Raw genomic sequence first — 24,688 nt, 5'->3', positions numbered from 1 at the left:
CAATTTTAAGCTCCGATTCAACCAAATCAAGGAACAAATTGTTTTTTGGCTTAATTATTTGTTCAACTTCTATCCTGAAAATAATATTCCTATTTTTGTGGAAATTAAAAATAGCTCTTTTTAAGGGTTGACTATTTAGACATATCTTTTTTTTCTGCATTTGCCCAATACTGTTTTCCGTATTTTGCAAACCACCACCTATGAGAAACCTCTTTTTGCAAAGGTAAAATTTCATAATGTTTTGCAATTCTAACTTTTACCAATCTACGTAATTTTTTATTTGCATTGATTTTATCCCATTTTTCGGAATTTTTGCAAGTGTGTCCAAAAATTTTATTTTTTCTATGTGAACGGCTCATAATTGCAAATTTCAAGCAAAAATAATTAAAAAGCAATAATCTTTATTGTCAATTCTAACTTGATTTTTTACACGTTTTCGGGATAATTTCGGGATAATTTTAAATAAAAAATCCTTAATCTACTTAAAATAAAGCAGTTAAGGATTTTTAAAGTACCCGGAGCCGGAGTCGAACCGGCACGGTTTCCCACAGGTGTTTGAGACCAGCGCGTCTACCAATTCCGCCATCCGGGCAATTAGCAGGACAGAAATAACGACAGTTATTTCAACGCATTAAAAAGAGATTATTGCTATAAAAACAAGTCGCTTTTCTTTAACACGGTGCAAATGTAAAAAATATTATAACAAATTCTAATAAAAATACTCTAATTTTTCCTTTCAGAGTTCGATTTTATTCCTAAATTTGCACCTCGGTAAAACGAAACACAACTAACTAACTACATTCGAGGCGGATACATTATTTGGCAAAGGCAACTAGAGCTAAATTAGATGGAACGCAACGTAAAAAAACAAAAATTAAATGTCACACTTAGAGCCAGAAGCTAAAATTTTTGCATGTTCACAAAGTGTTTATCTCGCTGAAATAATTGCCAAGGAATATGGAATACCTTTAGGTAAAGTTAGTATGTCGAGATACAGTGATGGGGAATATCAGCCCTCTTATGAGGAGTCTATTCGAGGTTTGCGTGTGTTTATTATCTGTTCTACTTTTCCAAGTTCCGATAATTTGATGGAATTGTTACTGATGATTGATGCTGCAAAACGAGCTTCAGCCAGACACATAACAGCTGTAATACCTTATTTCGGTTGGGCAAGACAGGATAGAAAAGACAAGCCAAGAGTTCCGATTGGAGCTAAATTAGTGGCTAAATTATTAGAGACCGCAGGTGCAACAAGAATTATGACAATGGATTTGCATGCCGATCAAATACAAGGATTCTTTGAAAAACCAGTAGATCACCTTTTTGCATCGACAATATTTTTGCCGTATGTAGAAAGTCTAAATCTTGAAAATTTGATGATTGCATCCCCAGATATGGGTGGTTCTAAAAGAGCGTATGCCTATTCTAAGTTTTTAAATTCAGAAGTGGTTATTTGCTACAAGCAAAGAAAAGCGGCCAATGTTATCGAAACTATGGAGTTGATCGGAGAAGTAAAAGGCAAAAATGTAATTCTTGTAGATGATATGATCGATACAGGAGGAACATTGGCAAGAGCCGCTGATTTAATGATGGAAAAAGGAGCGTTGAGTGTAAGAGCGATATGTACACACGCCATTTTATCAGGAGATGCATACGAAAAAATTGAAAATTCGAAATTACTCGAATTAATCGTTACTGATTCCATTCCTTTAAAGAAGGTATCAAACAAGATAAAAGTGGTGAGTTGTGCGCCTCTTTTTGCCGAAGTAATGTACATGGTTCAACACAACAATTCCATAAGCGGGAAGTTTTTGATGTAGTAAAGGAAGAGAGAAGATGGGAGATGGAAGTCAAAAACTTAGAAAAAAGAGTTTTAATAATAATTAACTAAATAAATTTTTACAATGAAATCGATTACAATTAAAGGATCAGAAAGAGAAAGCGTGGGCAAAGTTGCGACTAAAGCCTTACGTAATGCTGGAGCGGTTCCTTGCGTTATATACGGAGGAAATCAACCAGTGCATTTTTCAGCAGACGAAAGAGCATTTAAAACCTTGGTTTACACTCCAAACGCACACACAGTTGTGATTGAACTTGGCGATAAATCATTCAACGCAGTTTTGCAAGACATTCAGGTTCATCCTGTGTCTGACAAAATTTTACACATTGACTTCTTTCAATTATTTGACGACAAAGAAATCACTATGGAAGTTCCAGTAAAAGTGGTTGGAGTATCTCCTGGAGTTTTATTGGGAGGTGATTTACGTTTGAACACTCGTAGATTGAAAGTAAAAGCTTTACCAAAAAATCTTCCTGATTTTATTGAAGCGAATATTTCAGAACTTCAAATGGGGAACAAATTGTATGTCACGAAACTTGTTGCTGACAAATGCAAATTATTGCACCCAGACAATACTGTTGTTGCTCAAGTAAGAATTTCTCGTGCAGCTATGAAGGCAGCACAAGAAGCAGCAAAAGCAGCAAAAGCTCCTGCAGGGAAAAAGAAAAAATAAAATTTTTCAAATATTTCAAAAAAGCATCAGTTTTAGTACTGGTGCTTTTTTTGTTATAATATCTTGCGTACAACCTTTTTGAAGTCCAGAAGCTTTTAAAAAAAAAGTTTACTTTTGCACAATGATCAAATGGTTGAACAATTTGTTTTCAAACACAAAAACAGATCACAAAATAGATAATATAAAAACTGAGGTTCACGAACACCAAAAAAGTAATATAAATAAAGTGAGTACTAAATTTTTAATCGTTGGCTTGGGCAACATCGGCGCTGAATATGTAAATACAAGACATAATATTGGTTTTAAAGTAGTTGATTTCCTTGCAAAAAAAGAAAGTCTCCAATTTGAAACCGTAAAACTTGGTGCGCTTGCCGAATACAAGTTCAAAGGGAGAACCTTTTTACTATTGAAGCCCAATACCTATATGAATTTGAGCGGAAATGCGGTGCAATATTGGATGAATGCAGCAAATATCCCAATGGAAAACGTGATGATTATTACTGACGATTTGAATTTGCCTTTTGGGACTATTCGCATCAGAAAAAAAGGCAGTGATGGCGGACACAACGGGCTAAAAAGTGTTCAATCAGCCCTAAACACCAATGATTACATTCGTTTTCGTTTTGGCATCAGTGATGAATTCAAAAAAGGAAAGCAAGTAGATTATGTTCTTGGAGAATGGGACGATTCCGAAAAAATAGCACTACCAGAACGATTAGAATTAGCTTCTGAAATTATAAAATCCTTTGGGACAGCCGGAATAGAAAACACGATGACTACTTTTAACGGAAAATAAAAAGCTCTATTTCGCAGCAGTTGTCATTTTAATGAAATTGATCCTAACCTTTCTGATAAATTTTTATTAAATTCTTTGTGTTTCGGTAAAATTATTAACTTTGAAAAAAAATTATAAAATGTATAAACTTACTTCTCCTTACATCAAACTCATTCTTGTGGTTGTATTCTTGCTTACACTTGGCAACACTTATAGCCAAAACAAAAAACCAATTACAAACAAAACGATATTTGGCAAAACTGTTAAAGCATCAACTGCGAATCCTGCAAACGGAAAAATTCGATGCGCTACAACAGAATACGAGCAATTTCTTCAGGAAAAAAATCCTAAGAGAATGACAAATGCTCAATTTGAAACATGGGTAACACCATTAGTGAATAAGTACAAAGCAATGCGAACCAACTCTAAAACTGTTGCTACGGTGATAACTATCCCAGTTGTAGTTCACGTAATTTACGATGGCCAACCTATTGGTACTGCACCAAACATTACAGATGCTCAGGTAGAATCACAGATTACAGTGTTGAATCAGGATTACAGTAGATTGTTGGGCTCTCCAGGGTATAATACAAACCCCGTTGGAGCAAACACTGAAATTCAATTCGTTTTGGCTAAACAAGACCCGAAAGGAAACCCCACAAACGGAATTGACCGAGTGAGTCTTTGTCAGCCGTCATGGTCTGATGTTGACATTGATGCCATTGTGAAACCGGCCACTATTTGGGATTCTTCGTTATATATGAATATGTGGAGCATTAATTTTACAGACACTAGTCTTTTGGGGTATGCCCAATTTCCAGATGCTTCGGGATTGGACGGTCTTGACCCTTCAGGCGGCGCAGCGGATACTGACGGAGTAGTTTCTAACTATAATGTGTTTGGAAGTATAACCTACGATGATGGTACTTTCTTATTAGACACAACATATAACAAAGGAAGAACGATGTCTCACGAAGTAGGACATTGGCTTGGGTTAAAACACATTTGGGGAGATGGAACTGGCGATGAAGCCGCCAATTCTCCTGATTGCACAGCATCAGATTTTTGTGCTGATACCCCTCAAGCGGGTTGGGAACACTACAGTTGCGGCACTTTTGACACCTGCCCGTCTGATCCTGGAAATGATATGCCAGAAAACTATATGGATTATACTGAAGATGCTTGCATGAATATTTTTACTCAAAATCAAAAAGATAGGATAAGAACTATAATTGATTATGCACCAAGAAGAAGTTCACTAAAAACATCTAATAAAGGTACAGCAATCTCTTTAGTCGCAAATGATGCCGAAGTCAAACTCGAAGTAAGTTGCTCAACTCCAATTTGTGGCACTCCAGCAAACCAGAATACTCAAAAAATAACCATTTACAACAGAGGCACGAGCAATCTAACCTCAGCAACAATAAATTATAATATTAATGGTGGAAGTAATAAAGTCTACAATTGGACTGGTGATTTAGCCACTAATAAACCAGCTTCTTTTGATATCACCATAAATTCTGCTGTAGATGGAACTATAAATGTTAGTGTTGGCTCCGCTAATGGAGGAACAGACCAAAGACCATCAAACAATTCCGCTTCAGGAAGTTTTACTATTCCTGTAACTCAAAACTACAATTATACCACTTATACCTTTCGCTTACAAAAAGATTTGTATGCAAGTGAAACGGATTGGAATTTAAAAGACGCATCTGGAAAAATTATATATAGTGGTGGTTGTGCTAGTTGTACTGGTGGCGTTTATAACGATGCCGCGGGAACAACCTTACCTAACTTAGTAACAAAAACCTGGACACTATCTAATAATCAATGTTATACTTTTACTATCAACGATGGAGTAGGCGATGGAATTTGTTGTGGTGGTGGAGATGGTTACTATGATATAAAAACGAACAATGGTGCAATTACGGTTAAGTCAGGAGGCAGCTTTACATCGAGCGAAATCACAACATTTACCACCAATACTTTGGGAGTTAATAAATTTGATGCATTAAATGACATTTATCTTTATCCAAATCCTACAAAAGAAACTTTGAATATTCTTGTTCCTAGTAATTTTGGTTTGCCTAATAGTTATGCCATTTCAAATACTTTGGGTCAAATTATTAGTCGAAAAGCAGTTTCTAAGGAAGCAGATTTAATTGTAAATACTTCTTCGTTGAGTAAGGGCATTTATTTTATTAAGATAACCAAAGAAGACCAAACGAAAACACTACAATTCATTAAAGAATAGTTACAAATTATAACACTTTTTAGAGGATTGATTTATTTCAATCCTCTTTTTTTTTATCAACTATTCGATCAATAGGTTTGTTTTAATTGTATAAATTTGCAACATTCTAAAAAAAATTGCTTTGAAGATTTTCAATTCTGTAAATGATTTCATTTGTTCAAAAAAAACCATACTTACTTTAGGTACTTTTGACGGAGTCCATATTGGCCATCGAAAAATCTTGGAAAAAGTAACTCAAAACACCAACACTGATTCAACAGAAAGTTTAGTACTTACTTTTTTTCCGCATCCAAGAATGGTTTTAAAAGGGCAATCAGATATAAAATTACTTAATACGATTGGTGAAAAAATAGATTTATTAGAAAATTTAGGTGTTCAGAATCTTGTAATTCATCCATTTGATGAAGAATTCTCTAAACTCACAGCCGAAGAATTTGTCAAAACAATACTTGTCGATCGATTTCACATTCAAAAAATAATTATTGGTCACGATCATCGATTTGGAAGAAACAGAACGGCAAATATTGACGACTTAATCGCTTTTGGAAAACGATATGATTTTGAAGTGGAACAAATCTCCGTTCAAGAAGTAAAGCAGGTGTCCATAAGTTCCACCAAAATTAGAAAGGCACTAACCGAGGGAAATATGGCTTTGGCCAATGATTATTTAGGTTATGAATACTTTCTAACAGGAATTGTTTCTAAAGGAAAGCAATTAGGAAGAACGATTGGATTTCCTACGGCGAACCTTACGATTGAAGAAAGCGATAAACTTATTCCGAGAAACGGTGTTTATGTTGTAAAAAGTAGCATCGACCAGAAAACCGTGTTTGGAATAATGAATATCGGATTTAATCCAACTGTTTCTGGAGAGCAACTATCTGTTGAAGTGCATTATTTAGACTTTGACGCTGATTTATATGGCCAAAAGATGCAAGTTTCTATTCTTAAATATCTTCGTTCAGAGCAAAAATTCGATTCGGTTATCTTGCTAAAAGAACAATTAGAAAGAGACAAACAAGCCGCATTTAACTACATCAGCAAACAACAATAATTAGTTAAATTTAGACTATTTCGTAAAAAACTATTATTTTTTACATACATTTGAAATGTATTCAGTTCTATATCAATAGAGTATTGTTTTTTAACCTTTTAACAACCAATCACATGAAAGTATCAAAAGAAGTTTTCAATGGTGCCACAATCTTCATCGCGATTGGCGTTTATTTTTTAGTGATGAACGCTTTGGGATTTGCAGATGTGTTTTTCTTACGTTTCTTAAACATTATATTCGTCTATTATGGCGTAAACAAAACAATACAAATGAATATTGCTGAAGGGAAAAAAACTTTCGCTTCTAATGCAATTTCAGCTATGGTAACCTCTCTTATTGGTGTAGCGTTAAGTGTTGCCGGACTAATTATTTACAGCTATATCCACGGCGGAGATAGCTACGTGCAATCATTATCCAAAAATTTCTTGTTTGGTGGTAATCCATCCGTAGTAACCTATTCCATCTGCTTGCTTTTTGAAGGAGTTGCCGGTTCAGTAATTGTAACTCTATTTACCATGTTGAAATGGAACAATCGCTTTACTAAAGAGTAGTAGTGGATTCTTAAAATTTAGTTTTGAATCTGTTTTTCAGCAACACATCTTTGTCGATTGGAACAATTTAACTACTTTTGATGCATCAAAAAATCACATCGATGAGTATTACAAGACACGACTGGACAAAAGAAGAAATTATTGCTGTTTATAATAAGCCCTTGATGGAATTGCTTTATGAAGCTGCCACTATTCACAGAGAACATCACGACCCAAACGTAGTTCAAATATCGACCCTAATATCAATAAAGACTGGTGGATGCTCAGAAGATTGTGGATATTGTCCGCAAGCCAAACGGTATCATACCAATATAGAAACTAACCTTTTAATGTCTGTTGAAGATGTAAAAGTGCAGGCTGATAAGGCAAAAGAAGCTGGTTCATCCCGAGTTTGTATGGGAGCTGCTTGGAGAAATGTAAAAGACGGTGCCGAATTTGACCAAGTGCTAGAAATGGTTCGTACCATCAACAAAATGGATATGGAAGTGTGTTGCACGCTAGGAATGATTACCGAAAATCAGGCACAACGATTGGCCGAAGCGGGTTTGTATGCCTACAACCACAACATTGACACGTCTGAAGAATATTATAAAGAAGTAATTTCGACTCGAGGTTTTGAAGACCGTTTACAAACTATCGATAATGTTCGCAAAACTAATATTACGGTATGTAGTGGTGGAATTATTGGAATGGGCGAAAGTATCGAAGACCGAGCTGGAATGTTAGTTGCACTTGCCACTTTAAATCCGCAGCCAGAATCTGTACCTATAAATGCATTAGTTCCTGTAGAAGGAACACCACTTGCCGCAGAAGAATTAATTGAAATTTGGGAAATGATTCGAATGGTAGCTACAACCCGAATTGTTATGCCAGAAACCCAAGTTCGTCTTTCGGCAGGAAGAATAAACTGGAGTAGAGAAGGGCAAGCAATGTGCTTTTTTGCGGGTGCCAATTCTATTTTTTCAGGCGATAAGTTGCTTACTACCCCTAATAATGACCTGAATGAAGATATGAAAATGTTTGAAATCTTGGGATTAAAAAACCAGCAACCATTTGCAAAAGCGCACCAACGTGAATCCGTTGAAGCAGCTGATTCTAAATTTGCACCTCTAGGCGAAAAACCAAAATGGTCGCGTCCAGGACATACAATCGAAAGAAATGTCGAGGCAACGGTCAAAATGAAATAAACTATTCTAAGTCTTCTTCGAATAGTTGCCCAAAATTAGATTAAAATTAGATTTATTCTATAGTCTGTAAGTACGTTCAACAGAATAAATTAATTCATTATGTAAACTATTACTATAGCGAAAGAATAAATTCAAATTAAACAAAATGAGCTCGATAAAACATCGAGCTCATTTGTTGCTACATTAAGTATAAATTTTTCTAAAATTTTGATTTTAGTCTAATCGTCAAAATATAGACTAAAAATATTTTAAAACTTCAAGTTCAATCCTACCAATAAGTTGATTCCTGCCTGAGGATAATAATAAGGATACACATCCCACATATAACCATTTGAAACATATTTCTTATCAAAAACATTATTGATTAATCCCGTTATCATTATCGATTTAAAGACCGATTTTGGCTTGAATTCGTACCCAACATTAATATCATTGATAAAATAACTTTCAAGGATAGATTCTGGCGAGTCGCTATTATTCATAAATTGTTTGCCAACAAATTTTTGTAAAAGTGAGATTTGCAAACCTTCAATAGGTTTGTACATAAAAATATTTCCTGCAATAAAATTGGGCGAATAGGCAATATCGGTAGTAACGTTGCCAAAGCCAATGTTTAAATCTACATTTTTATTGTTACTCAAAGTAAAATTGGGTCTAATGATCCACTTTTCTGAAAGAGTAATAGTTGCATCAATTTCGAGACCTAGACGATAGCTTTTATCGCTATTAGAGCGAATCGGATTTCCTACATCGTCGAGTTTTCCGGTCAAAATCAATTGGTCTTTGTAGGCCATATAATAAATATTCGTATTTATTTTTACATTCTCAGTCTCCAATCTCCAACCCAATTCATAGTCATTTAACTTTTCGGGTTTTGGATTTCCGTTTTCATAATCGGTTCGGTTGGGTTCCCTATTGGCTTTGGCATACGAAAAATACAATTTGTTATTGGCGTTAATATCATAATTCAAACCTGCCTTTGGATTAAAGAAAGTGAAGTTGTCATTGACCACTCCTGTTTCTGGACTATCAGCTTGATAATGCACATTTCGAAGTTGCAAATCGCCAAACAAACTTATTTTTTCGGTGATTTGATAATTGGCTTTGGCAAAAGTATTTCCATCCGTTTTTGTTGCTGCATCATTGTAATAGTGGTCACCCAATTCGCTTTGCGAAGCATATCGTGCCCAAATCACTTTACCAAAATGATCGCCTTCATATTTATTCCAACCTCCGCCAAGAATGACATCCAACTTCTCTGATTTATAATTGGCTGAAAAAGTAGTTCCGTAAAAATCATTGTCCAACCATTTTTGACGAATTAAATCTGTAGAAGTTTCGGTTCCCACAGGAAGTAATCCGTAATCTGCAAAAGTTGCATCTTCTTTATAATTTTCATAATACCCTTTTCCTTTAGTGTAATGAAAAGCCAAATTCGTGTTCCAATTTCCAGTAATTTTTTCGTTCCAATGCAACTGATAATGATCTTGCTGGTAATTGTCGGTTTCGTTGTCATAGAAACGTATTTTTCCAAACGCATCGGTAAACATTCCAGACGAGTTGAAAGTTCTGTCGGTTTCTAAAGTGGCTGCGTCGATTCCGTTCCAAGATTGATAGGTTTTCTCCGTTCCGCCAAAGGCCAAAGCTTTAATCAAAGTTGTATTGCCGACATAAGTTCCTTGAAGAAAATAGGATTTCAAATTGGAACTTCCTCTATCAACATAACCATCTGATTTCAATGTGGACAAACGTCCTGCAATTTCAAAATGGTCATTCAACAAACCGCTACTGAATTTCACTGTGTTTTTATTGGTGTTAAAACTGCCAAAAGAACTTGAAATTTCACCCCTTGCTTTTTCAGAATAGGAGTCGGTAAGCATATTCAAGCTAGCTCCAAACGCTCCAGCACCATTGGTTGAGGTTCCCACTCCGCGTTGCAATTGAATACTCTCTAATGAGGAAGCAAAATCGGGCATATTGACCCAATAGGTTCCATGGCTTTCGGAATCGTTGTATGGAATTCCGTTGATGGTAACATTGACACGAGTGGCATCGCTACCACGAACTCGAATTCCGGTGTAGCCCACACCATTTCCAGCATCGGAAGTGGTAACAACTGATGGTAAATAATTCATCAAAATAGGAATGTCTTGACCTAAATTTCGAAACTTGATTTCTTTTTTGTCCAAATTACTGAAAGAGACCGGCGTTTTTGTTGTGACACGAACGGCCGAAACTAAGACTTCATCGAGTCTATTGATTTTGGTGGTGTCTTTTTCTTTTTCCTGTGCAAAAGCGATTAAAGAAAATAGAGAAAAGAGCATAGAGAATAGACAATTAGATTTTGTCTTTTTTAAATAAAATAAATAGTTCATCCGTAAATAGTTTTACGAATAAAAGGGGGAATTATTCTTTTGTTAAATTAAAAGTTGATTGTTTTGAATGTCCAGACGACGTGCACTTCCTCTTTGATTCTATTTTCCCTTAACAGCATTACCTGTTCAGGTTCGATGGGTATAATCTCAGCTGTCATTCTAATTTGAAATCTAGCACCCCTTTGAGACGGGTCAAAGATAGTTTATTTTTAAAATAAAAAAAGCATTTTGGATTTTGATTCGGAATTAACAAAAGTTAAAATTGGTGTAGGTTAAATTTCTAGACCTGAAATCTCAAAATCATCAGCTGTCCGAAGTGTTCTACTAAAAGAAAACATTGTTAGAAGTCTGATGCGCTGTGCGAACGTCTCAGACTTCGCACACATTCCTACAGTCCGCAAAGTTAAGCAGTCAAAATAAATGTTTATTTGTAGTAAAAACTATTATATTTGAATAAAAAAAACTATCAAGCAAGTCATTTACGGAAAAAGTCGGGAGACTGATATAGGATTTTCCGTTTTCAAGAACATTTCAAAAAAAAGCTCAAAGTCTGAAGACTTTGCGCAGCTGGGTCTTAAAATTATGGGAATAGATAGGTATATCGATGCAAAAGCAGAAAAATTATAATACAAGATATTATTTTGCCGTTATTAAGCATTATCATCGGCTTTTTTTATTCAAAATGGCTTTATAAAGTTAACAACGGTTTTTTTAGAAAAAATGTTGATCTGTTTTCTAATTCAAAAGATTTACAAGGCTGGTTTGCAGCTACAGTGCTAATTATAGTTGGTCTTTTATTTTTCCTCAAAGGAATTTCAAATTATTTATAATTTACAATCCCCCATCTGGGTTCTACCCGGATGAGATTCGTCCAAATCTGCAATCTGCAACCTGCAATCTTTACATTTTCTTCCGCATCCTCGCCACAGGAATGTCGAGTTGTTCACGATATTTTGCAATGGTTCTTCGAGCAATTGGATAGCCTTTTTCTAATAGGATTTCGGCGAGTTGATCGTCTGGAAGTGGTTATTTATTTAAAAAACCTTTTGGTGTGTAGTATATTAAAAATATAGACATACTCATTTTCAACAATATAATGAATCCCGTATGGAAATACACTTGTAAAAGCAATACGGATTTTTCTATATCTTATTTGATGCTGCAAAGGATTTTTACTTAATAAATCTATAGATTTAGACAATTCAGCTTCGAATCTATCTTTGAGCGAAGTAGAAATAACAGAATAATAATTTAAAGCCTCTTCAATATTTGCTTTTGCCTCCTCTGAAATTTCAATAAAATACTCCATTATTTCATGAACAACTGTTTTTTAGCATCTTTCCAAGAAGTGTATTTTAACGCTCCTTTTTCGTGTTTATCCAACATTTCATCCATCATTGTTTTATATCCGTCAGTAAGTTCAAAATTATTTGCTTGTTCTTTAAGTATTTGTTCCATATAATTTTTGAGATTCCTACCTTGTTTTTCAGCTTGAAATTGAAGAATAGAAAGAGTTTGAGTATCTAATGTTATTTCTTTTCTGTTTTTTGCCTGTATCATATCTGTAAGATTTACGGTAAATATACGTATAAATAACGAAATGCAATCATAAATTAAAATTTATAGGTGCAATTAATTAATAAATCTGAAATCAAAAATCGTTAATCAAAAATCAGCAATCTCAAATCTTTTTCCGCATCCTCGCCACAGGAATATCGAGTTGTTCTCTATATTTTGCAATGGTTCTCCGTGCGATAGGATAGCCTTTTTCCAAAAGAATTTCGGCGAGTTGGTCGTCTGGAAGTGGTTTTTTTTTGTCTTCCTCTTCGATGGTATTTTGTAAAATTTTCTTGATTTCGAGAGTCGAAACCTCTTCGCCTTGATCGTTTTTCATCGCTTCAGAGAAGAATTCTTTAATCAGTTTTGTTCCATACGGCGTTTCAACATATTTGCTATTCGCCACACGAGATATGGTCGAAATGTCAAGACCCACTAAATCGGCGATGTCTTTCAAGATCATCGGTTTGAGTTTGGTTTCGTCACCGCCCAAAAAGAATTCCTTCTGATAATGCATTATAGCGTTCATTGTCACATAAAGCGTTTCTTGTCGCTGTTTGATGGCGTCAATAAACCATTTAGCCGAATCCAGCTTTTGTTTGATAAACTGAACTGCATCTTTCTGAGCATTCGATTTGTCACGGGAACTTTTGTACGTCTGCATCATTTCCTGATAATCCTTGGAAACGTGTAGGGAAGGGGCATTTCTTCCGTTGAGGGTCAAAACCAATTCCTCTTCGACAATCCGAATGGCAAAATCAGGAACTACGTGTTCGGTGATTTTGTTGCTTCCGGTAAAAGATCCTCCCGGTTTTGGGTTCAGTTTTTCTATTTCGTGAATGGCAGTTTTGAGTTGCTCATTCGAAACAGCCTGTTTTTGGACTAGTTTGTCGTAATGTTTTTTGGTAAAAGCGTCAAACTGATTTTCGATAATATCCATTGCCAAAGCCACATATTCTGTGGGTGTTTTGTGTTTCAATTGCAACAGCAAACATTCCTGTAAATCACGTGCGCCAACGCCAGAAGGTTCCAATTCATGAATGATGTGCAACATTCTCTCTACTGTTTTTTCGTCAGTGTAAATGCCTTGAGTAAACGCCATATCATCTACTAAATCGGGAATACTTCGACGGAGATAACCCATATCATCAATGCTTCCAACCAAAAATTCTGCAATTTCTCGCTCGTCATCATTCAATATAAAAGTATTCAACTGATTGATTAAATCTTGGTGAAAACTAATTGGTGCAACCAATGGCGACTCACGTTCCTCATCGTCATCGCTATAGTTATTGGCTTGGGTTTTGTAGTCTGGAGTTTCGTCGCTGCTTAAATATTCGTCAATATTGATGTCGCTGATGTCTTCGGTTTCATTGTCATCATAATCATCGAATTCGTCGTTGGTATCATCATTGTCGAATTCGTCTTTATCGTAAATTTCTTCCTCATCGCTTCCTGTTTCCAATGCCGGATTCTCATTCATTTCTTCCATCAAACGCTGTTCGAATGCTTGCGTAGGCAATTGAATTAACTTCATCAACTGGATTTGTTGAGGAGATAATTTTTGGGAAAGCTTAAGATTTAGAAATTGTTTTAACATTTTTTTAGAGTTAAGGGTTAAGAGTTAAGGGTTAAGAGCTAAGTCGTATCAAACACGCTTTACTAATAACTTTTAACTTATAACGTCATTAAAAATCTGCATTCATCGGCGTTCTCGGAAAAGGAATTACGTCACGAATGTTGGTCATTCCAGTTACGAAAAGAACCAATCTTTCGAATCCAAGTCCAAAACCAGAGTGAACCGCACTTCCGAATTTACGTGTATCTAAATACCACCACAATTCTTCTTCGTCGATTCCTAAGGCTTTCATTTTTTCGACGAGCACCTCAAAACGTTCCTCTCTTTGTGAACCTCCCACGATTTCTCCGATTCCTGGAAAAAGGATGTCCATTGCACGAACTGTTTTTCCGTCTTCATTCAAACGCATATAAAAGGCCTTGATATTCGCCGGATAATCAAACAAAATTACGGGAGATTTAAAGTGCTTTTCAACTAAATAGCGCTCGTGTTCTGATTGTAAATCAGCGCCCCATTCGTTGATGATGTATTGAAATTTTTTCTTTTTGTTTGGTGTACAATCTCTCAAAATATCAATGGCTTCAGTATACGACACACGTTTGAAATTGTTTTCCAACACAAAGTTTAGTTTTTCCAGCAAAGTCATTTCGCTCCTTTCGGCTTGTGGTTTCGATTTTTCTTCTTCCAACAAACGACCTTCTAAAAATTTCAAATCATCGCCACATTTATCCATCGCATATTTGATTACATATTGGATAAAATCTTCGGCCAAGTCCATATTGTCATTCAAATCATTGAAAGCCACTTCGGGTTCAATCATCCAAAACTCAGCCAAGTGACGAGAAGTGTTCGAATTTTCGGCTCTAAATGTGGGTCCAAAAGTATAAATCTGACCCAAAGCCATCGCAAAAGTTTCGCCTTCTAATTGTCCAGAAACCGTTAAGTTGGTATGTTTTCCGAAGAAATCTTTTTTATAGTCAATGTTGCCTTCTTCATTTTTCGGCAAATTATCTAATGGCAAGGAAGTCACCTGAAACATTTCGCCAGCACCTTCGGCATCAGCACCAGTGATAATTGGTGTATTAACATACACAAATCCTTTTTGTTGAAAATAGCTGTGAACTGCAAAAGACAAAACCGAACGAATGCGCATAATCGCTCCAAAAGCATTGGTACGAACTCTTAAATGCGCATTTTCACGCAAGAATTCCAAGGAATGTTTTTTTGGTTGCATCGGGAATTTCTCCGCATCCGAATCGCCAAGAATTTCCAGTTTCGCCACTTTGATTTCATATTTCTGTCCTGCTCCTTTGCTTTCTACCAAATCTCCCGTAACCGAAATGGCGGCTCCAGTAGTAATTCTTTTTAGGGTTTCTTCGGGCGTATTTTCAAAATCGACCACGCATTGTATGTTATTGATGGTCGAACCGTCGTTCAGCGCAATAAATTGATTGTTTCTAAAAGTTCTTACCCAACCTTTTGCATTTACGCCTTGAAGTGTCGTGCTGCTGTTTAATAAGTCTTTAACTCTGGTGTGTTTCATTTTCGAATTAGGATTTTCAAATTTAGGATTTAGGATTTCAAAATAAATCTAAATCGAATTACAAATATAATCGATTTGTTTGGAAAAGTCGTTGTGTGAAATCACCTATTCGGGAATTAAATAACTCCAAATTTCTTCGTTCAAAATTTAGTTTTGTAATTTTTCTATGCAAAGGAATAAACTAAATGCTATTTTTATGGGGCAAATTTGCAGCTAAAATGATAAAAAAAGCAGCGTAAAATCAGTAAATTAGATATTGGTTGCTTTTTAGCCCCGATGGAAGCGGAAAACCTTGTATAAATAGAGCCTAATTTTTCTTTCAGAAAAAGAGCGACCTTAGAAGCCCCTTTTTTTGCTTAGAAAAATAGTCTTTATTGAACAAGTTTGAAACGTACAGCGGGAATTAGCTCCAGATAAAAAAGCTAGTTTTTCTTTTCTAAATTGTCAATTTCTTCGTCGGTTGGTTCGATGATGTCAATTTTGGGTTCGATGAATTCCTGCTCGTTAGCCAATGTTTTATTTAGGGTTAAAACCAATGCCGGCAATAACATTAAATTGGACAACATTCCGAATAATAAAGTCAATGAAATCAGTCCGCCAAGGGCAATTGTTCCTCCAAAACTAGACAACATAAAAACTGAAAATCCAAAGAACAAAACTATGGAAGTATAAAACATACTAAGTCCAGCATCAGCGAATGTTGCATAGACAGATTTGCGGATTTTCCAGTTGTTTTTCTTTAGTTCCTCTCGATATTGCGCCAAGAATCGGACGGTATCATCGACCGAAAGCCCAAAGGCGATTCCGAAAACCAATATAGTTGAAGGTTTCAAGGGAATGTCAAAAAAGCCCATAATTCCTGCGGTTAGCAGCAAAGGCAATAGATTTGGGATGATGGAAACCAAAATCATTTTGAAAGAGCGAAACATAAATCCAATTAAAAGTGCGGTCAAGAAAAAAGCGAAAATCAAAGATGAAAGTAAGTTATTCAATAAGTAACCGGTTCCCTTTTGGAAAACCAGTGCTTTTCCGGTAATAGTCACATTATATTGATTTTTCGGAAAAATTTTATCGGCTTCTTTTCGGATTTCGGCTTCAATTCTAGGAATAGCATCACCGTTTTCGTCACGCATAAATGTGGTAATTCGAGCAAACTGTCCTGTCGAATCGACATAGCTTTTCATCAGATTTTCTTTCGAGTTTTTAGTTGCATTTTTGGCATACGACAAAATAAACGATTGCTCTTGTGAAGTCGGTAATTCGTAGTAATCTGGATTTCCGTTATAATAGGCTTGTTTAGAATATTTGACCAAATTGACAATAGAAATTGGTTTAGACAATTCTGGAATTTCGTCAATGGCTTGTTCCAATTCGTCCATTCGATTTAGTGTTGACAGTTTCATAACACCTTTTTTGCGTTTGGTGTCAATCATAATTTCCAACGGCATTATACCATCAAATTCTTTTTCGAAGAAAATAATGTCTTTAAAAAAGGCTTCTTTTTTTGGCATATCTTCTATGATACTTCCTGAAATTCGCATTTTGTAAATTCCTATAATGCTAATGACAAGAAGCGAAACAGCAACTACGTATATCGAAAAGCGGTTGTATTTTATATTTCGTAAAATCCAATCCATAAATGATTTTACATAACCTCGATCTAAATGCTCGATGTGGCGATCTTTGGGTGCGGGAATGTAACTGTGAAAAATAGGGATTACGATGATGCACAGAAAGAACAATGCCAAAATGTTGATGGAAGTCACATTTCCAAACTCAATGAGTAGCTTGTTGTTTGAGGAAATAAAGGTAAAAAAACCAATTGCGGTGGTCACGTTGGTTAGCAAAGTCGCCATACCTACTTTGGTCGTAACGCGTTGCAGGGCTTTGGCTTTGTTTCGGTGAACTTTGTATTCCTGATGGTATTTGTTGGTCAAGAAAATACAATTGGGAATTCCGATGACAATAATCAAAGAAGGAACCAAGGCAGTTAGAACAGTAATTTCATAATTCAACAATCCCAAGAACCCAAAAGACCACATTACGCCAATAACCACAATGATTATCGAAATTAAAGTAGCTCTAAAACTTCTGAAAAAGAAAAAGAAAAGCAGCGAAGTTACCAATAAAGATGCACCAATAAAGATGCTGATTTCACCAATAATAGTCTGAGCGTTGAGCGTTCGGATGTAAGGCATTCCTGAAACACGAAGGTCAATTTTGGTTTCTTCTTCAAATGCTTGTAAAGCTGGAACTAATTTTTTTAGGATAAAATCTTTTCGGGCTGGAGTGTTTACAATTCTCTTATCTAAATAAACCGCAGAACGAATGGTTCCTGATTTTTTGTTAAAAAGTAAACCTTCGTAAAAAGGCAAATCATTGAAAAGTTCCTTTTTTATTTTCTCCAGATAAACTTGGTCGGAGGTTTTATCTTGATTGACAAAAGGAACCAATTCAAATTTTTCGAGCGCTTCGTTTTTTTGTAGTTTTTTTAAATCGTTTATTGAAATTACTAAATCAACGGCTTTGTCTTCTTTCAGACTATTCATTAATTTAGTCCAGGCTTTAAAAGCTTTTGGGGTGAAAAAGGTCTTGTCTTTGACACCAATAACAACTAGATTTCCTTCTTCGCCAAATTTGTTCAAAAAAGCATTGTACTCAATGTTGACGATATTGTCGTCGGGTAGCATGTTGGCTTCCGTTTGGGTAAAATGAATATTTTTCCATTGCAATGCCAATAAAACGGTTATCGCTACAATAATCGACAACATCAAAATTCTGTTTCTAAGGACTACGCGGGCAATTAATTCCCAAAATCCTAAACTAAACCACTTAATCATTCTCTACATTTAAACTGCGCAAAGGTAGGTAATCAGTGCTTTATATTATTCGTTTTAAAAGAACCTTTTTGTTAATTTAAGTGTTAATTTTTTATTTTTATTTTACAATAAAATAAATGTATGAGATGTAATTTATATATTTGGATTTTGCATCTTTGTTTGAAATTTATTGACCTCGTCACTTATGAAAAAGCACAAAAACACCATATTTTATTTAGTAATTACAGGAGGTTTTACGGCTTTGATTTATTGGATTTTATCGCTGGGAAAAGGTTTAGAAGTTCATAAAAAAACCTTACTTCCATTAGTAGAAAATGGGCATTGGAATGATTTTATCGATTCGATGTCGCTTAATCTGCATCACCCTTTAGCCATACTTTTGGCGCAAATTATCACCATAATAGTAGTCGCTCGATTTTTTGGCTGGGTTTTTAGAAAAATTGGTCAGCCATCGGTAATTGGAGAGATAATTGCAGGAATAGTTCTTGGACCTTCCTTGCTTGGCTTGTATTTTCCGGAATTTTCTTTGACTTTATTTCCAGTTGCGTCTTTAGGAAATTTGCAGTTTTTAAGCCAAATCGGGCTTATTCTTTTTATGTACGTCATTGGTATGGAACTCGATTTGAAAGTGCTACAAAATAGGGCTAAAGACGCCATTGTGATTAGTCATGCGAGTATTGTATTCCCTTTTGCATTGGGAATAGGTTTAGCTTATTTTGTTTATTTTAAATTTGCTCCAGTAGGAGTTGCTTTTTTGCCCTTTGCTCTTTTTATGGGAATTGCGATGAGCATCACCGCATTTCCTGTTTTGGCAAGAATTGTGCAAGAAAGAGGCATTCATAAAACCAAATTGGGAGCGATAGTAATTACTTGTGCTGCTGCCGATGATATTACCGCATGGTGCCTTCTTGCCGCAGTAATCGCCATTGTAAAAGCAGGAACTTTCGTGAGTTCTTTATACATTATTGGTATGGCAGTTGTTTATGTCCTTGCGATGCTTTTTGTAGTAAAACCATTTTTAAAGAAAATTGGGGAATTATACGCGACCAAAGATAGTTTGAACAAACCTGTTGTCGCCATTTTCTTTTTAATATTAATAATTTCCTCTTACGCTACCGAAATTATTGGAATTCACGCACTTTTTGGTGCTTTTATGACGGGTGTAATTATGCCTGACATCACTAAATTTAGAAATCTTTTTATAGAAAAAGTCGAAGATGTTTCGGTGATATTATTGCTTCCTTTGTTTTTTGTCTTTACAGGGTTGCGAACACAAATAGGACTGCTTAACGATCCCTATCTTTGGAAAGTTACCGGATTTATAATACTAGTTGCTGTTGTAGGCAAGTTTTTTGGAAGTGCTTTAGCGGCAAAGTTTGTGGGGCAAAGCTGGCGTGATAGCTTGACTATTGGCGCTTTGATGAACACAAGAGGCTTGATGGAATTGATAGTTTTGAATATTGGTCTAGACCTAAAAGTGCTTACTCCAGAAGTATTTACAATGATGGTTATTATGGCATTAGTCACCACCTTTATGACAGGTCCAACGTTGAATATTATAAATTATATTTTTAAGACTAAAGATGAGAATGTTTTAGAAGACGTTTTTAATGGTGAAAAATATAAAATTTTACTTTCATTTGGAAATAACGAAAAAGGGAAGTCGCTTTTGAGACTCGCTAATAGTTTAGTAAAAAAGAAGAAAGACAAATCAACAGTTACAGCTATGCATCTTACATTAAGCGACGAAGTGCATGCCTACAATTTAGAACAGTATGAAAAAGACAAATTTTTGCCATTAATTGTCGAATCCAAAATCTTGAATCAAGAAATTACGACTTTGTTTAAAGCTACAGTTGATATCGAATCTAATATTGCCGAGGTTGCTAATAATGGTGAATATGATTTGCTTTTGATTGGTCTGGGAAAATCTATTTTTGAAGGTTCATTGCTTGGAAAAGTGTTAGGATTTACCACTAGAATTATTAATCCCGACCGGTTGATTGATAAATTCACGGGAAAAGAAGGCTTGTTTGAAAATTCTCCTTTTGATGAAAGAACAAGACAGATTATTGCGAAAACTAAAACTCCGTTGGGAATTTTGATTGACAAAGATTTAAATCAAGTACATCAGGTTATTATTCCGATTTTTAGTTCAGAAGACACCTTTTTATTAGATTACGCTCAGAAATTGATTAACAACAATGAGTCCCAAATCATCATTTTAGATGTAAACGAAAGCATAAACACTAATTTTGTTCTCAAAAGTGCTTTAGATTCATTGCAAAAGACCTATCCAGAAAATGTCAATTTAATAAACAACAAAATCATTAAAAAAGATTTTTTAACAAAATTAGATCTAATGATTATAAGTGTCGAAAGCTGGAAAGTGCTTTTGGATAAATATAGTATTTGGCTAAGGAGAGTTCCTTCGGTATTGATATTAAAGCAGTAAACTATAAAAAATCCCGAAATTTCTAGCGGTTTTTTTATGGCTTTTTTGGAAGTTACACTTTCATAATTTCGGCTTCTTTATGAACAAGATGCTCGTCAATTTTTTTGATAAAATTATTGGTCAAGATTTGAACTTCTTCCTCGGCACTTTTACAAATGTCTTCTGAGGTCCCTTCTTTTTCTAGCTTCTTTATCTCGGTATTGGCCTCTTTACGGGCATTTCTAATTCCAATTTTTGCATCTTCGGCTTCTGACTTTGCTTGCTTTGCCAAATCTCGTCTTCTATCTTCGGTCAAAGGCGGAACACTGATGATGATTACATCTCCATTATTCATAGGATTGAAACCAAGATTGGCAATCATAATTGCTTTTTCAATAGTATGAAGCATGTTTTTTTCAAAAGGTTGCAATGTGATGGTTCTAGCATCGGGAACGCTAATCTTGGACACTTGGGAAAGCGGTGTTGCAGATCCATAATAATCAACAAAAACACTTCCTAGCATTGCTGGAGAAGCTTTTCCCGCACGGATATTTAAGAATGATTTTTCTAAATGTGCAATAGAACCCGCCATAGATTCTTGGGTGCTATCTAAAATAAATTCAATTTCTTCAGTCATAACTTTGTTGTTTGTGGTTTGTGATTTGTGGTTTGTAGTTAACTATAAACCACAAACCCAAAACTATAAACTTATATATTTACTTCAGTTCCTACGTTTTCTCCTTCGCAAATTTTCAATAAATTACCTTTTTTATTCATATCAAAAATTACAATAGGAAGTTTATTTTCTTGGCTTAACGTAAATGCAGTGGTGTCCATAACATTTAACCCTTTTTTTAATACATCATCAAACGAGATGTAGTTGAATTTTGTTGCTGTGGCATCTTTTTCAGGATCGGCGGTATAAACACCGTCTACGCGAGTTCCTTTAAGAATAACATCAGCGTTAATTTCTACGCCACGCAAAACGGCGGCAGTATCAGTCGTAAAGTATGGATTACCTGTACCAGCTCCAAAAATTACGATTCTTCCTTTCTCAAGATGACGATCGGCTCTTCTTTTTATATAAGGTTCTGCAATAGATTCCATTTTTAGCGCAGTCTGCAAACGCGTTTTCATTCCCTTGTCTTCTAGTGCGCCTTGCAGTGCCATTCCATTAATTACGGTGGCCAGCATTCCCATATAATCGCCTTGAACGCGATCCATACCATTGCTAGCGCCAGCAACTCCTCTAAAAATATTTCCGCCGCCTATTACAATTGCGATCTCAACTCCTTTGTCATGAACTTTTTTGATTTCTTCGGCATACTCTGCAAGTCTTGCAGGATCAATTCCATATTGTCTTTCGCCCATCAAGGCTTCACCACTTAATTTTAGAAGAATTCTTTTATATTTCATTTAATAGTTATTTAAAATTTGGTAAAATGCGGCTGCAAGATCAAATCCTAGTATTTTGAATCGTGCAAATATAGTTATAATCTGTTTTTTTAAAATTATGTTTTCTAAAAAAATAGTAGTTATTTTTAGTTCAGAAATTTGCACCTTTTGATGTTTGAGTTTCTATTGTTCTTTTTGGATGCAAAAGTACAAGTCATTTTATATCAGTAATAAAAACTCTTTAAAACCAAAAGCTAAATAGTTTTTAATTTTTAAAATTGGATTACAGATAATCCTAAACTAATATCCCCACTATTTTTTTGATCATTTATGCGAAAATCATATTGGCTAATTTCAATAAAAAACAGCGCATCGTCGTTTTGAAGCCCTAAACTTATTTTTTTATAATCTCCAGATAAACCACCTCTGCCTAAAGCAACGGCTTTTCCAATCCCTGTTTGAAGAACAATCCTTGTTTCGTCGCCTATTTTTGGACTTAATTTAAAATTAGCAAACACAGGAACAACTACCAGTTTATTAGTCCATTCCCAATTTATACCGGTGTGAATTCCTAAAGCAACCCATTTGTGATAATGTAAACCACAACCCATTTTAGCTCCTAGTCCATCCGGTAAAAACCAAGATTCTTTATCGTTTGTGTATTCATTTGTTTCGCCAGCATTTGGGTTTCCTTTAAATGCCAACGTGAAATCGTATTGAGCGTAAGTAGGTTTTGTTTTGGTTTTCTGAGCAGGATTCACAGTAGTGAAAACAGTTTGAGAGAACGTGTTTATAGCAAATAAAAACGATAACATTAAAATGAAATTATTTTTCAAAAGGTGTGGAGTTTAATGAAGCCTCAAACTTAATTACATCAATGCCATTAATCACATTATAATCGCCGATTTTTGTTCTTCGCAAAACCGTTAAATGCGAACCAGAATTCATGGCTTTTCCAAAATCATACCCTAAGGAGCGAATATAAGTTCCTTTGCTGCAAACCACTCTGAAGTCAATTTCAGGAAGCGCTATTCGGGTAATTTCAAATTCATGAATGGTCGTTTTACGGCTTTCAATTTCGATAGATTCTCCAATACGAGCATGCTCATAAAGACGGATTCCGTCTTTTTTTATAGCCGAAAAAATAGGTGGTTTTTGGTCGATTTCTCCCAAAAACTGTTTTACCGTTTCCGTAATCAAAGCTTCATCAATATGCGAAATATTGAAAGTTTGGTCTATTTCTGTTTCTAAATCGTAGGATGGTGTGGTGGCTCCAATGTAAAAAGTACCTGTATACTCTTTCACTTGACCTTGAAGTTCGGAAATTCTTTTGGTGAATTTGCCCGTGCAAACCAGTAATAATCCACTTGCCAATGGGTCTAAAGTTCCTGCATGACCAATTTTAAATTTTTTTGGAAGTCCCACTTTGTTGATTAATGCATATTTCATTTTATTGACTGCCTGAAACGAAGTCCAATGCAAAGGTTTGTCAATTAAGATGATTTGTCCGTTTAAATAATCTTCGGCAGACATTAAATTACAGTCAATGGATGAATGAAAAAGTGAATTGCCAATAAAATAATTCCAGCAGCAATGCGATAATAACCAAATACTTTGAAACCGTTTTTTGTCAAAAATCCAATAAAAGACTTAATGGCAATAAGCGCTACAATAAAAGCAACAACATTTCCAATGACCAAAAAATTGATTTGATCGTGAGATAAAACTAGTCCGTCTTTGTAATAATCGTAACATTTTTTTGCTGTTGCGCCGAGCATTGTTGGTACGGCTAGAAAAAAAGAGAATTCGGCGGCAGTGGTTCGAGATAATTTTTGTGACATTCCTCCAACAATCGAAGCACCACTTCTTGAAACTCCTGGAACCATCGCTAAACATTGAAACAAACCGATTTTAAAAGCTTGCAAATAACTGATTTCGTTCGATGTTTGCACTTCTTCTGGTTTACTGAACCAATCGTCTACTTTTAATAAAATAAGTCCACCAATCAAAAGTGAAACGGCAACCGTTAATGGACTTTCGAGTAAAGCATCAATTTTTTTACCTAAAAGTAATCCAAAAACTACTGCAGGAATAAAAGCTACCAGCAATTTGAAATAAAAATCAAAAGATTGGAAAAAGCGTTTAAAATACAAAACTACAACTGAAAGTATTGCTCCCAATTGAATGACAATCGTAAAAAGTTTGGTAAATTCATCGTGTTCAATGCCAAAATAGGAAGAGGCAAGTATCATATGACCGGTAGATGAAACGGGCAAAAATTCCGTAATTCCTTCGATTATGGCAATTATAATAGCTTGAAAAGTATTCATTTATACTTTTTTAGGATTTTTAAGAATAGCATAAATTGTGATTCCAAACCCTATTAAAACAGTAGTTGGAGCCAAACGGATTCTTCTAAAGCTGAAAACCTCTTCGTTAAATACATTTGGATCATCACTTCCTCCTCCAGACATTAAGATAAAGCCAAGTGTAATTACTGCAATACCAATAAGTAGGATTTTATAATTTATTTTTTCAAAAAGGAATTCATGAATATCTTCTTGTTTTTGGTCTAATTCTAGTTTTTGTTTTTTCATTTTGTCGTTGCGAGGCACGAAGCAATCTCACCCG

General features: G+C 35.2%; 21 protein-coding genes, 1 tRNA gene and 1 pseudogene. 8 read left to right on the top strand and 15 right to left on the bottom strand.

The features are described 5' to 3' along the window. Positions 1–131 precede the first annotated feature (131 nt). Positions 132–359 (bottom strand): hypothetical protein, encoded by a 228-nt coding sequence (locus RMO83_RS14280; protein WP_310560373.1) that lies wholly within the window; start codon positions 357–359, stop codon positions 132–134. A gap of 153 nt (positions 360–512) precedes the next feature. Continuing rightward, a tRNA-Leu gene (locus RMO83_RS14275) sits at positions 513–592 on the bottom strand. A gap of 286 nt (positions 593–878) precedes the next feature. Between RMO83_RS14275 and RMO83_RS14270 the strand changes: the two genes are divergently transcribed. The 7 genes from RMO83_RS14270 to bioB all read left to right on the top strand — a co-directional run bounded on the left by RMO83_RS14270 (position 879) and on the right by bioB (position 8,334). Next, entirely contained in the window at positions 879–1,820 is a 942-nt protein-coding gene (locus tag RMO83_RS14270) for a ribose-phosphate pyrophosphokinase (protein ID WP_310560372.1), read from the top strand. 84 nt (positions 1,821–1,904) lie between these two features. Then, entirely contained in the window at positions 1,905–2,513 is a 609-nt protein-coding gene (locus RMO83_RS14265; protein ID WP_310560371.1) for a 50S ribosomal protein L25/general stress protein Ctc, read from the top strand. A gap of 121 nt (positions 2,514–2,634) precedes the next feature. Beyond that, on the top strand, positions 2,635–3,309 hold the full coding sequence (pth, locus tag RMO83_RS14260) for an aminoacyl-tRNA hydrolase (protein WP_310560370.1): 675 nt from the start codon (positions 2,635–2,637) through the stop codon (positions 3,307–3,309). Positions 3,310–3,427: 118 nt separating this feature from the next. Beyond that, a complete protein-coding gene (locus RMO83_RS14255) occupies positions 3,428–5,542 on the top strand; it encodes a T9SS type A sorting domain-containing protein (protein ID WP_310560369.1) in 2,115 nt (704 codons plus the stop codon). A 121-nt stretch (positions 5,543–5,663) separates the two neighbouring features. After that, positions 5,664–6,596, top strand: coding sequence for a bifunctional riboflavin kinase/FAD synthetase (locus tag RMO83_RS14250; protein WP_310560368.1), 933 nt, complete (start codon positions 5,664–5,666; stop codon positions 6,594–6,596). Between the two features lie 113 nt (positions 6,597–6,709). Continuing rightward, positions 6,710–7,147, top strand: coding sequence for a hypothetical protein (locus RMO83_RS14245; protein ID WP_310560367.1), 438 nt, complete (start codon positions 6,710–6,712; stop codon positions 7,145–7,147). A gap of 101 nt (positions 7,148–7,248) precedes the next feature. Next, positions 7,249–8,334 (top strand): biotin synthase BioB, encoded by a 1,086-nt coding sequence (gene bioB / locus RMO83_RS14240; RefSeq protein WP_310560366.1) that lies wholly within the window; start codon positions 7,249–7,251, stop codon positions 8,332–8,334. 248 nt (positions 8,335–8,582) lie between these two features. Here bioB and RMO83_RS14235 read toward each other — a convergent pair whose 3' ends face one another. From RMO83_RS14235 to RMO83_RS14205, 7 genes and pseudogenes are all read right to left on the bottom strand, one after another. Beyond that, the gene (locus tag RMO83_RS14235; RefSeq protein ID WP_310560365.1) at positions 8,583–10,658 is read right to left on the bottom strand and encodes a TonB-dependent receptor domain-containing protein; all 2,076 of its coding nucleotides are present in this window, start codon (positions 10,656–10,658) and stop codon (positions 8,583–8,585) included. Positions 10,659–11,609: 951 nt separating this feature from the next. Then, positions 11,610–11,735, bottom strand: a pseudogene (locus RMO83_RS14230) (hypothetical protein); the annotation flags it as partial. A gap of 4 nt (positions 11,736–11,739) precedes the next feature. Then, the gene (locus tag RMO83_RS14225) at positions 11,740–12,018 is read right to left on the bottom strand and encodes a type II toxin-antitoxin system RelE/ParE family toxin (protein WP_310560364.1); all 279 of its coding nucleotides are present in this window, start codon (positions 12,016–12,018) and stop codon (positions 11,740–11,742) included. Then, positions 12,018–12,269, bottom strand: coding sequence for a hypothetical protein (locus RMO83_RS14220; RefSeq protein WP_310560363.1), 252 nt, complete (start codon positions 12,267–12,269; stop codon positions 12,018–12,020). Before RMO83_RS14220 ends, RMO83_RS14225 begins: the two co-directional genes overlap by 1 nt. 121 nt (positions 12,270–12,390) lie before the next feature. Beyond that, a complete protein-coding gene (gene rpoN, locus RMO83_RS14215) occupies positions 12,391–13,866 on the bottom strand; it encodes an RNA polymerase factor sigma-54 (RefSeq protein ID WP_310560362.1) in 1,476 nt (491 codons plus the stop codon). An 88-nt stretch (positions 13,867–13,954) separates the two neighbouring features. Next, positions 13,955–15,388, bottom strand: coding sequence for an asparagine--tRNA ligase (gene asnS / locus RMO83_RS14210; RefSeq protein ID WP_310560361.1), 1,434 nt, complete (start codon positions 15,386–15,388; stop codon positions 13,955–13,957). A 422-nt stretch (positions 15,389–15,810) separates the two neighbouring features. Next, entirely contained in the window at positions 15,811–18,228 is a 2,418-nt protein-coding gene (locus RMO83_RS14205) for an MMPL family transporter (RefSeq protein WP_310560360.1), read from the bottom strand. 184 nt (positions 18,229–18,412) lie between these two features. Here RMO83_RS14205 and RMO83_RS14200 point away from each other — a divergent pair, with 184 nt between their 5' ends. Beyond that, a complete protein-coding gene (locus RMO83_RS14200) occupies positions 18,413–20,683 on the top strand; it encodes a cation:proton antiporter (RefSeq protein WP_310560359.1) in 2,271 nt (756 codons plus the stop codon). Between the two features lie 52 nt (positions 20,684–20,735). On the opposite strand, the gene frr is transcribed toward RMO83_RS14200, so the two are convergent. From frr to RMO83_RS14170, 6 genes are all read right to left on the bottom strand, one after another. Beyond that, on the bottom strand, positions 20,736–21,299 hold the full coding sequence (gene frr / locus RMO83_RS14195) for a ribosome recycling factor (RefSeq protein ID WP_310560358.1): 564 nt from the start codon (positions 21,297–21,299) through the stop codon (positions 20,736–20,738). Positions 21,300–21,370: 71 nt separating this feature from the next. Then, positions 21,371–22,078 carry a UMP kinase gene (gene pyrH, locus RMO83_RS14190; RefSeq protein WP_310560357.1) on the bottom strand — a complete coding sequence of 236 codons (708 nt, stop codon included), beginning with the start codon at positions 22,076–22,078 and terminating at the stop codon, positions 21,371–21,373. A gap of 251 nt (positions 22,079–22,329) precedes the next feature. Then, a complete protein-coding gene (locus RMO83_RS14185) occupies positions 22,330–22,893 on the bottom strand; it encodes a hypothetical protein (RefSeq protein ID WP_310560356.1) in 564 nt (187 codons plus the stop codon). After that, on the bottom strand, positions 22,883–23,590 hold the full coding sequence (gene truB / locus RMO83_RS14180) for a tRNA pseudouridine(55) synthase TruB (protein WP_310560355.1): 708 nt from the start codon (positions 23,588–23,590) through the stop codon (positions 22,883–22,885). Before truB ends, RMO83_RS14185 begins: the two co-directional genes overlap by 11 nt. Next, entirely contained in the window at positions 23,590–24,387 is a 798-nt protein-coding gene (locus RMO83_RS14175; RefSeq protein WP_310560354.1) for an undecaprenyl-diphosphate phosphatase, read from the bottom strand. The genes truB and RMO83_RS14175 overlap by 1 nt, the downstream gene beginning before the upstream one ends. Further along, positions 24,388–24,654 carry a DUF3098 domain-containing protein gene (locus RMO83_RS14170; RefSeq protein WP_310560353.1) on the bottom strand — a complete coding sequence of 89 codons (267 nt, stop codon included), beginning with the start codon at positions 24,652–24,654 and terminating at the stop codon, positions 24,388–24,390. Positions 24,655–24,688: the final 34 nt, after the last annotated feature.

It is taken from the genome of Flavobacterium sp., assembly GCF_031423415.1.
In the GTDB taxonomy this organism is placed as follows: Bacteria; Bacteroidota; Bacteroidia; order Flavobacteriales; family Flavobacteriaceae; genus Flavobacterium.
The sequence above is the reverse complement of the archived record's forward strand: the minus strand, read 5'-3'. Positions and strand labels throughout refer to the sequence as shown.

Bases quoted from the DNA above. Each gene is read 5' to 3' on its own strand.
- RMO83_RS14280 (WP_310560373.1), bottom strand. From the start codon at position 359: ATGAGCCGTTCACATAGAAAAAATAAAATTTTTGGACACACTTGCAAA.
- RMO83_RS14270 (WP_310560372.1), top strand. From the start codon at position 879: ATGTCACACTTAGAGCCAGAAGCTAAAATTTTTGCATGTTCACAAAGT.
- RMO83_RS14265 (WP_310560371.1), top strand. From the start codon at position 1,905: ATGAAATCGATTACAATTAAAGGATCAGAAAGAGAAAGCGTGGGCAAA.
- pth (WP_310560370.1), top strand. From the start codon at position 2,635: ATGATCAAATGGTTGAACAATTTGTTTTCAAACACAAAAACAGATCAC.
- RMO83_RS14255 (WP_310560369.1), top strand. From the start codon at position 3,428: ATGTATAAACTTACTTCTCCTTACATCAAACTCATTCTTGTGGTTGTA.
- RMO83_RS14245 (WP_310560367.1), top strand. From the start codon at position 6,710: ATGAAAGTATCAAAAGAAGTTTTCAATGGTGCCACAATCTTCATCGCG.
- bioB (WP_310560366.1), top strand. From the start codon at position 7,249: ATGAGTATTACAAGACACGACTGGACAAAAGAAGAAATTATTGCTGTT.
- RMO83_RS14235 (WP_310560365.1), bottom strand. From the start codon at position 10,658: ATGCTCTTTTCTCTATTTTCTTTAATCGCTTTTGCACAGGAAAAAGAA.
- RMO83_RS14225 (WP_310560364.1), bottom strand. From the start codon at position 12,018: ATGGAGTATTTTATTGAAATTTCAGAGGAGGCAAAAGCAAATATTGAA.
- RMO83_RS14220 (WP_310560363.1), bottom strand. From the start codon at position 12,269: ATGATACAGGCAAAAAACAGAAAAGAAATAACATTAGATACTCAAACT.
- rpoN (WP_310560362.1), bottom strand. From the start codon at position 13,866: ATGTTAAAACAATTTCTAAATCTTAAGCTTTCCCAAAAATTATCTCCT.
- asnS (WP_310560361.1), bottom strand. From the start codon at position 15,388: ATGAAACACACCAGAGTTAAAGACTTATTAAACAGCAGCACGACACTT.
- RMO83_RS14205 (WP_310560360.1), bottom strand. From the start codon at position 18,228: ATGATTAAGTGGTTTAGTTTAGGATTTTGGGAATTAATTGCCCGCGTA.
- RMO83_RS14200 (WP_310560359.1), top strand. From the start codon at position 18,413: ATGAAAAAGCACAAAAACACCATATTTTATTTAGTAATTACAGGAGGT.
- frr (WP_310560358.1), bottom strand. From the start codon at position 21,299: ATGACTGAAGAAATTGAATTTATTTTAGATAGCACCCAAGAATCTATG.
- pyrH (WP_310560357.1), bottom strand. From the start codon at position 22,078: ATGAAATATAAAAGAATTCTTCTAAAATTAAGTGGTGAAGCCTTGATG.
- truB (WP_310560355.1), bottom strand. From the start codon at position 23,590: ATGTCTGCCGAAGATTATTTAAACGGACAAATCATCTTAATTGACAAA.
- RMO83_RS14175 (WP_310560354.1), bottom strand. From the start codon at position 24,387: ATGAATACTTTTCAAGCTATTATAATTGCCATAATCGAAGGAATTACG.
- RMO83_RS14170 (WP_310560353.1), bottom strand. From the start codon at position 24,654: ATGAAAAAACAAAAACTAGAATTAGACCAAAAACAAGAAGATATTCAT.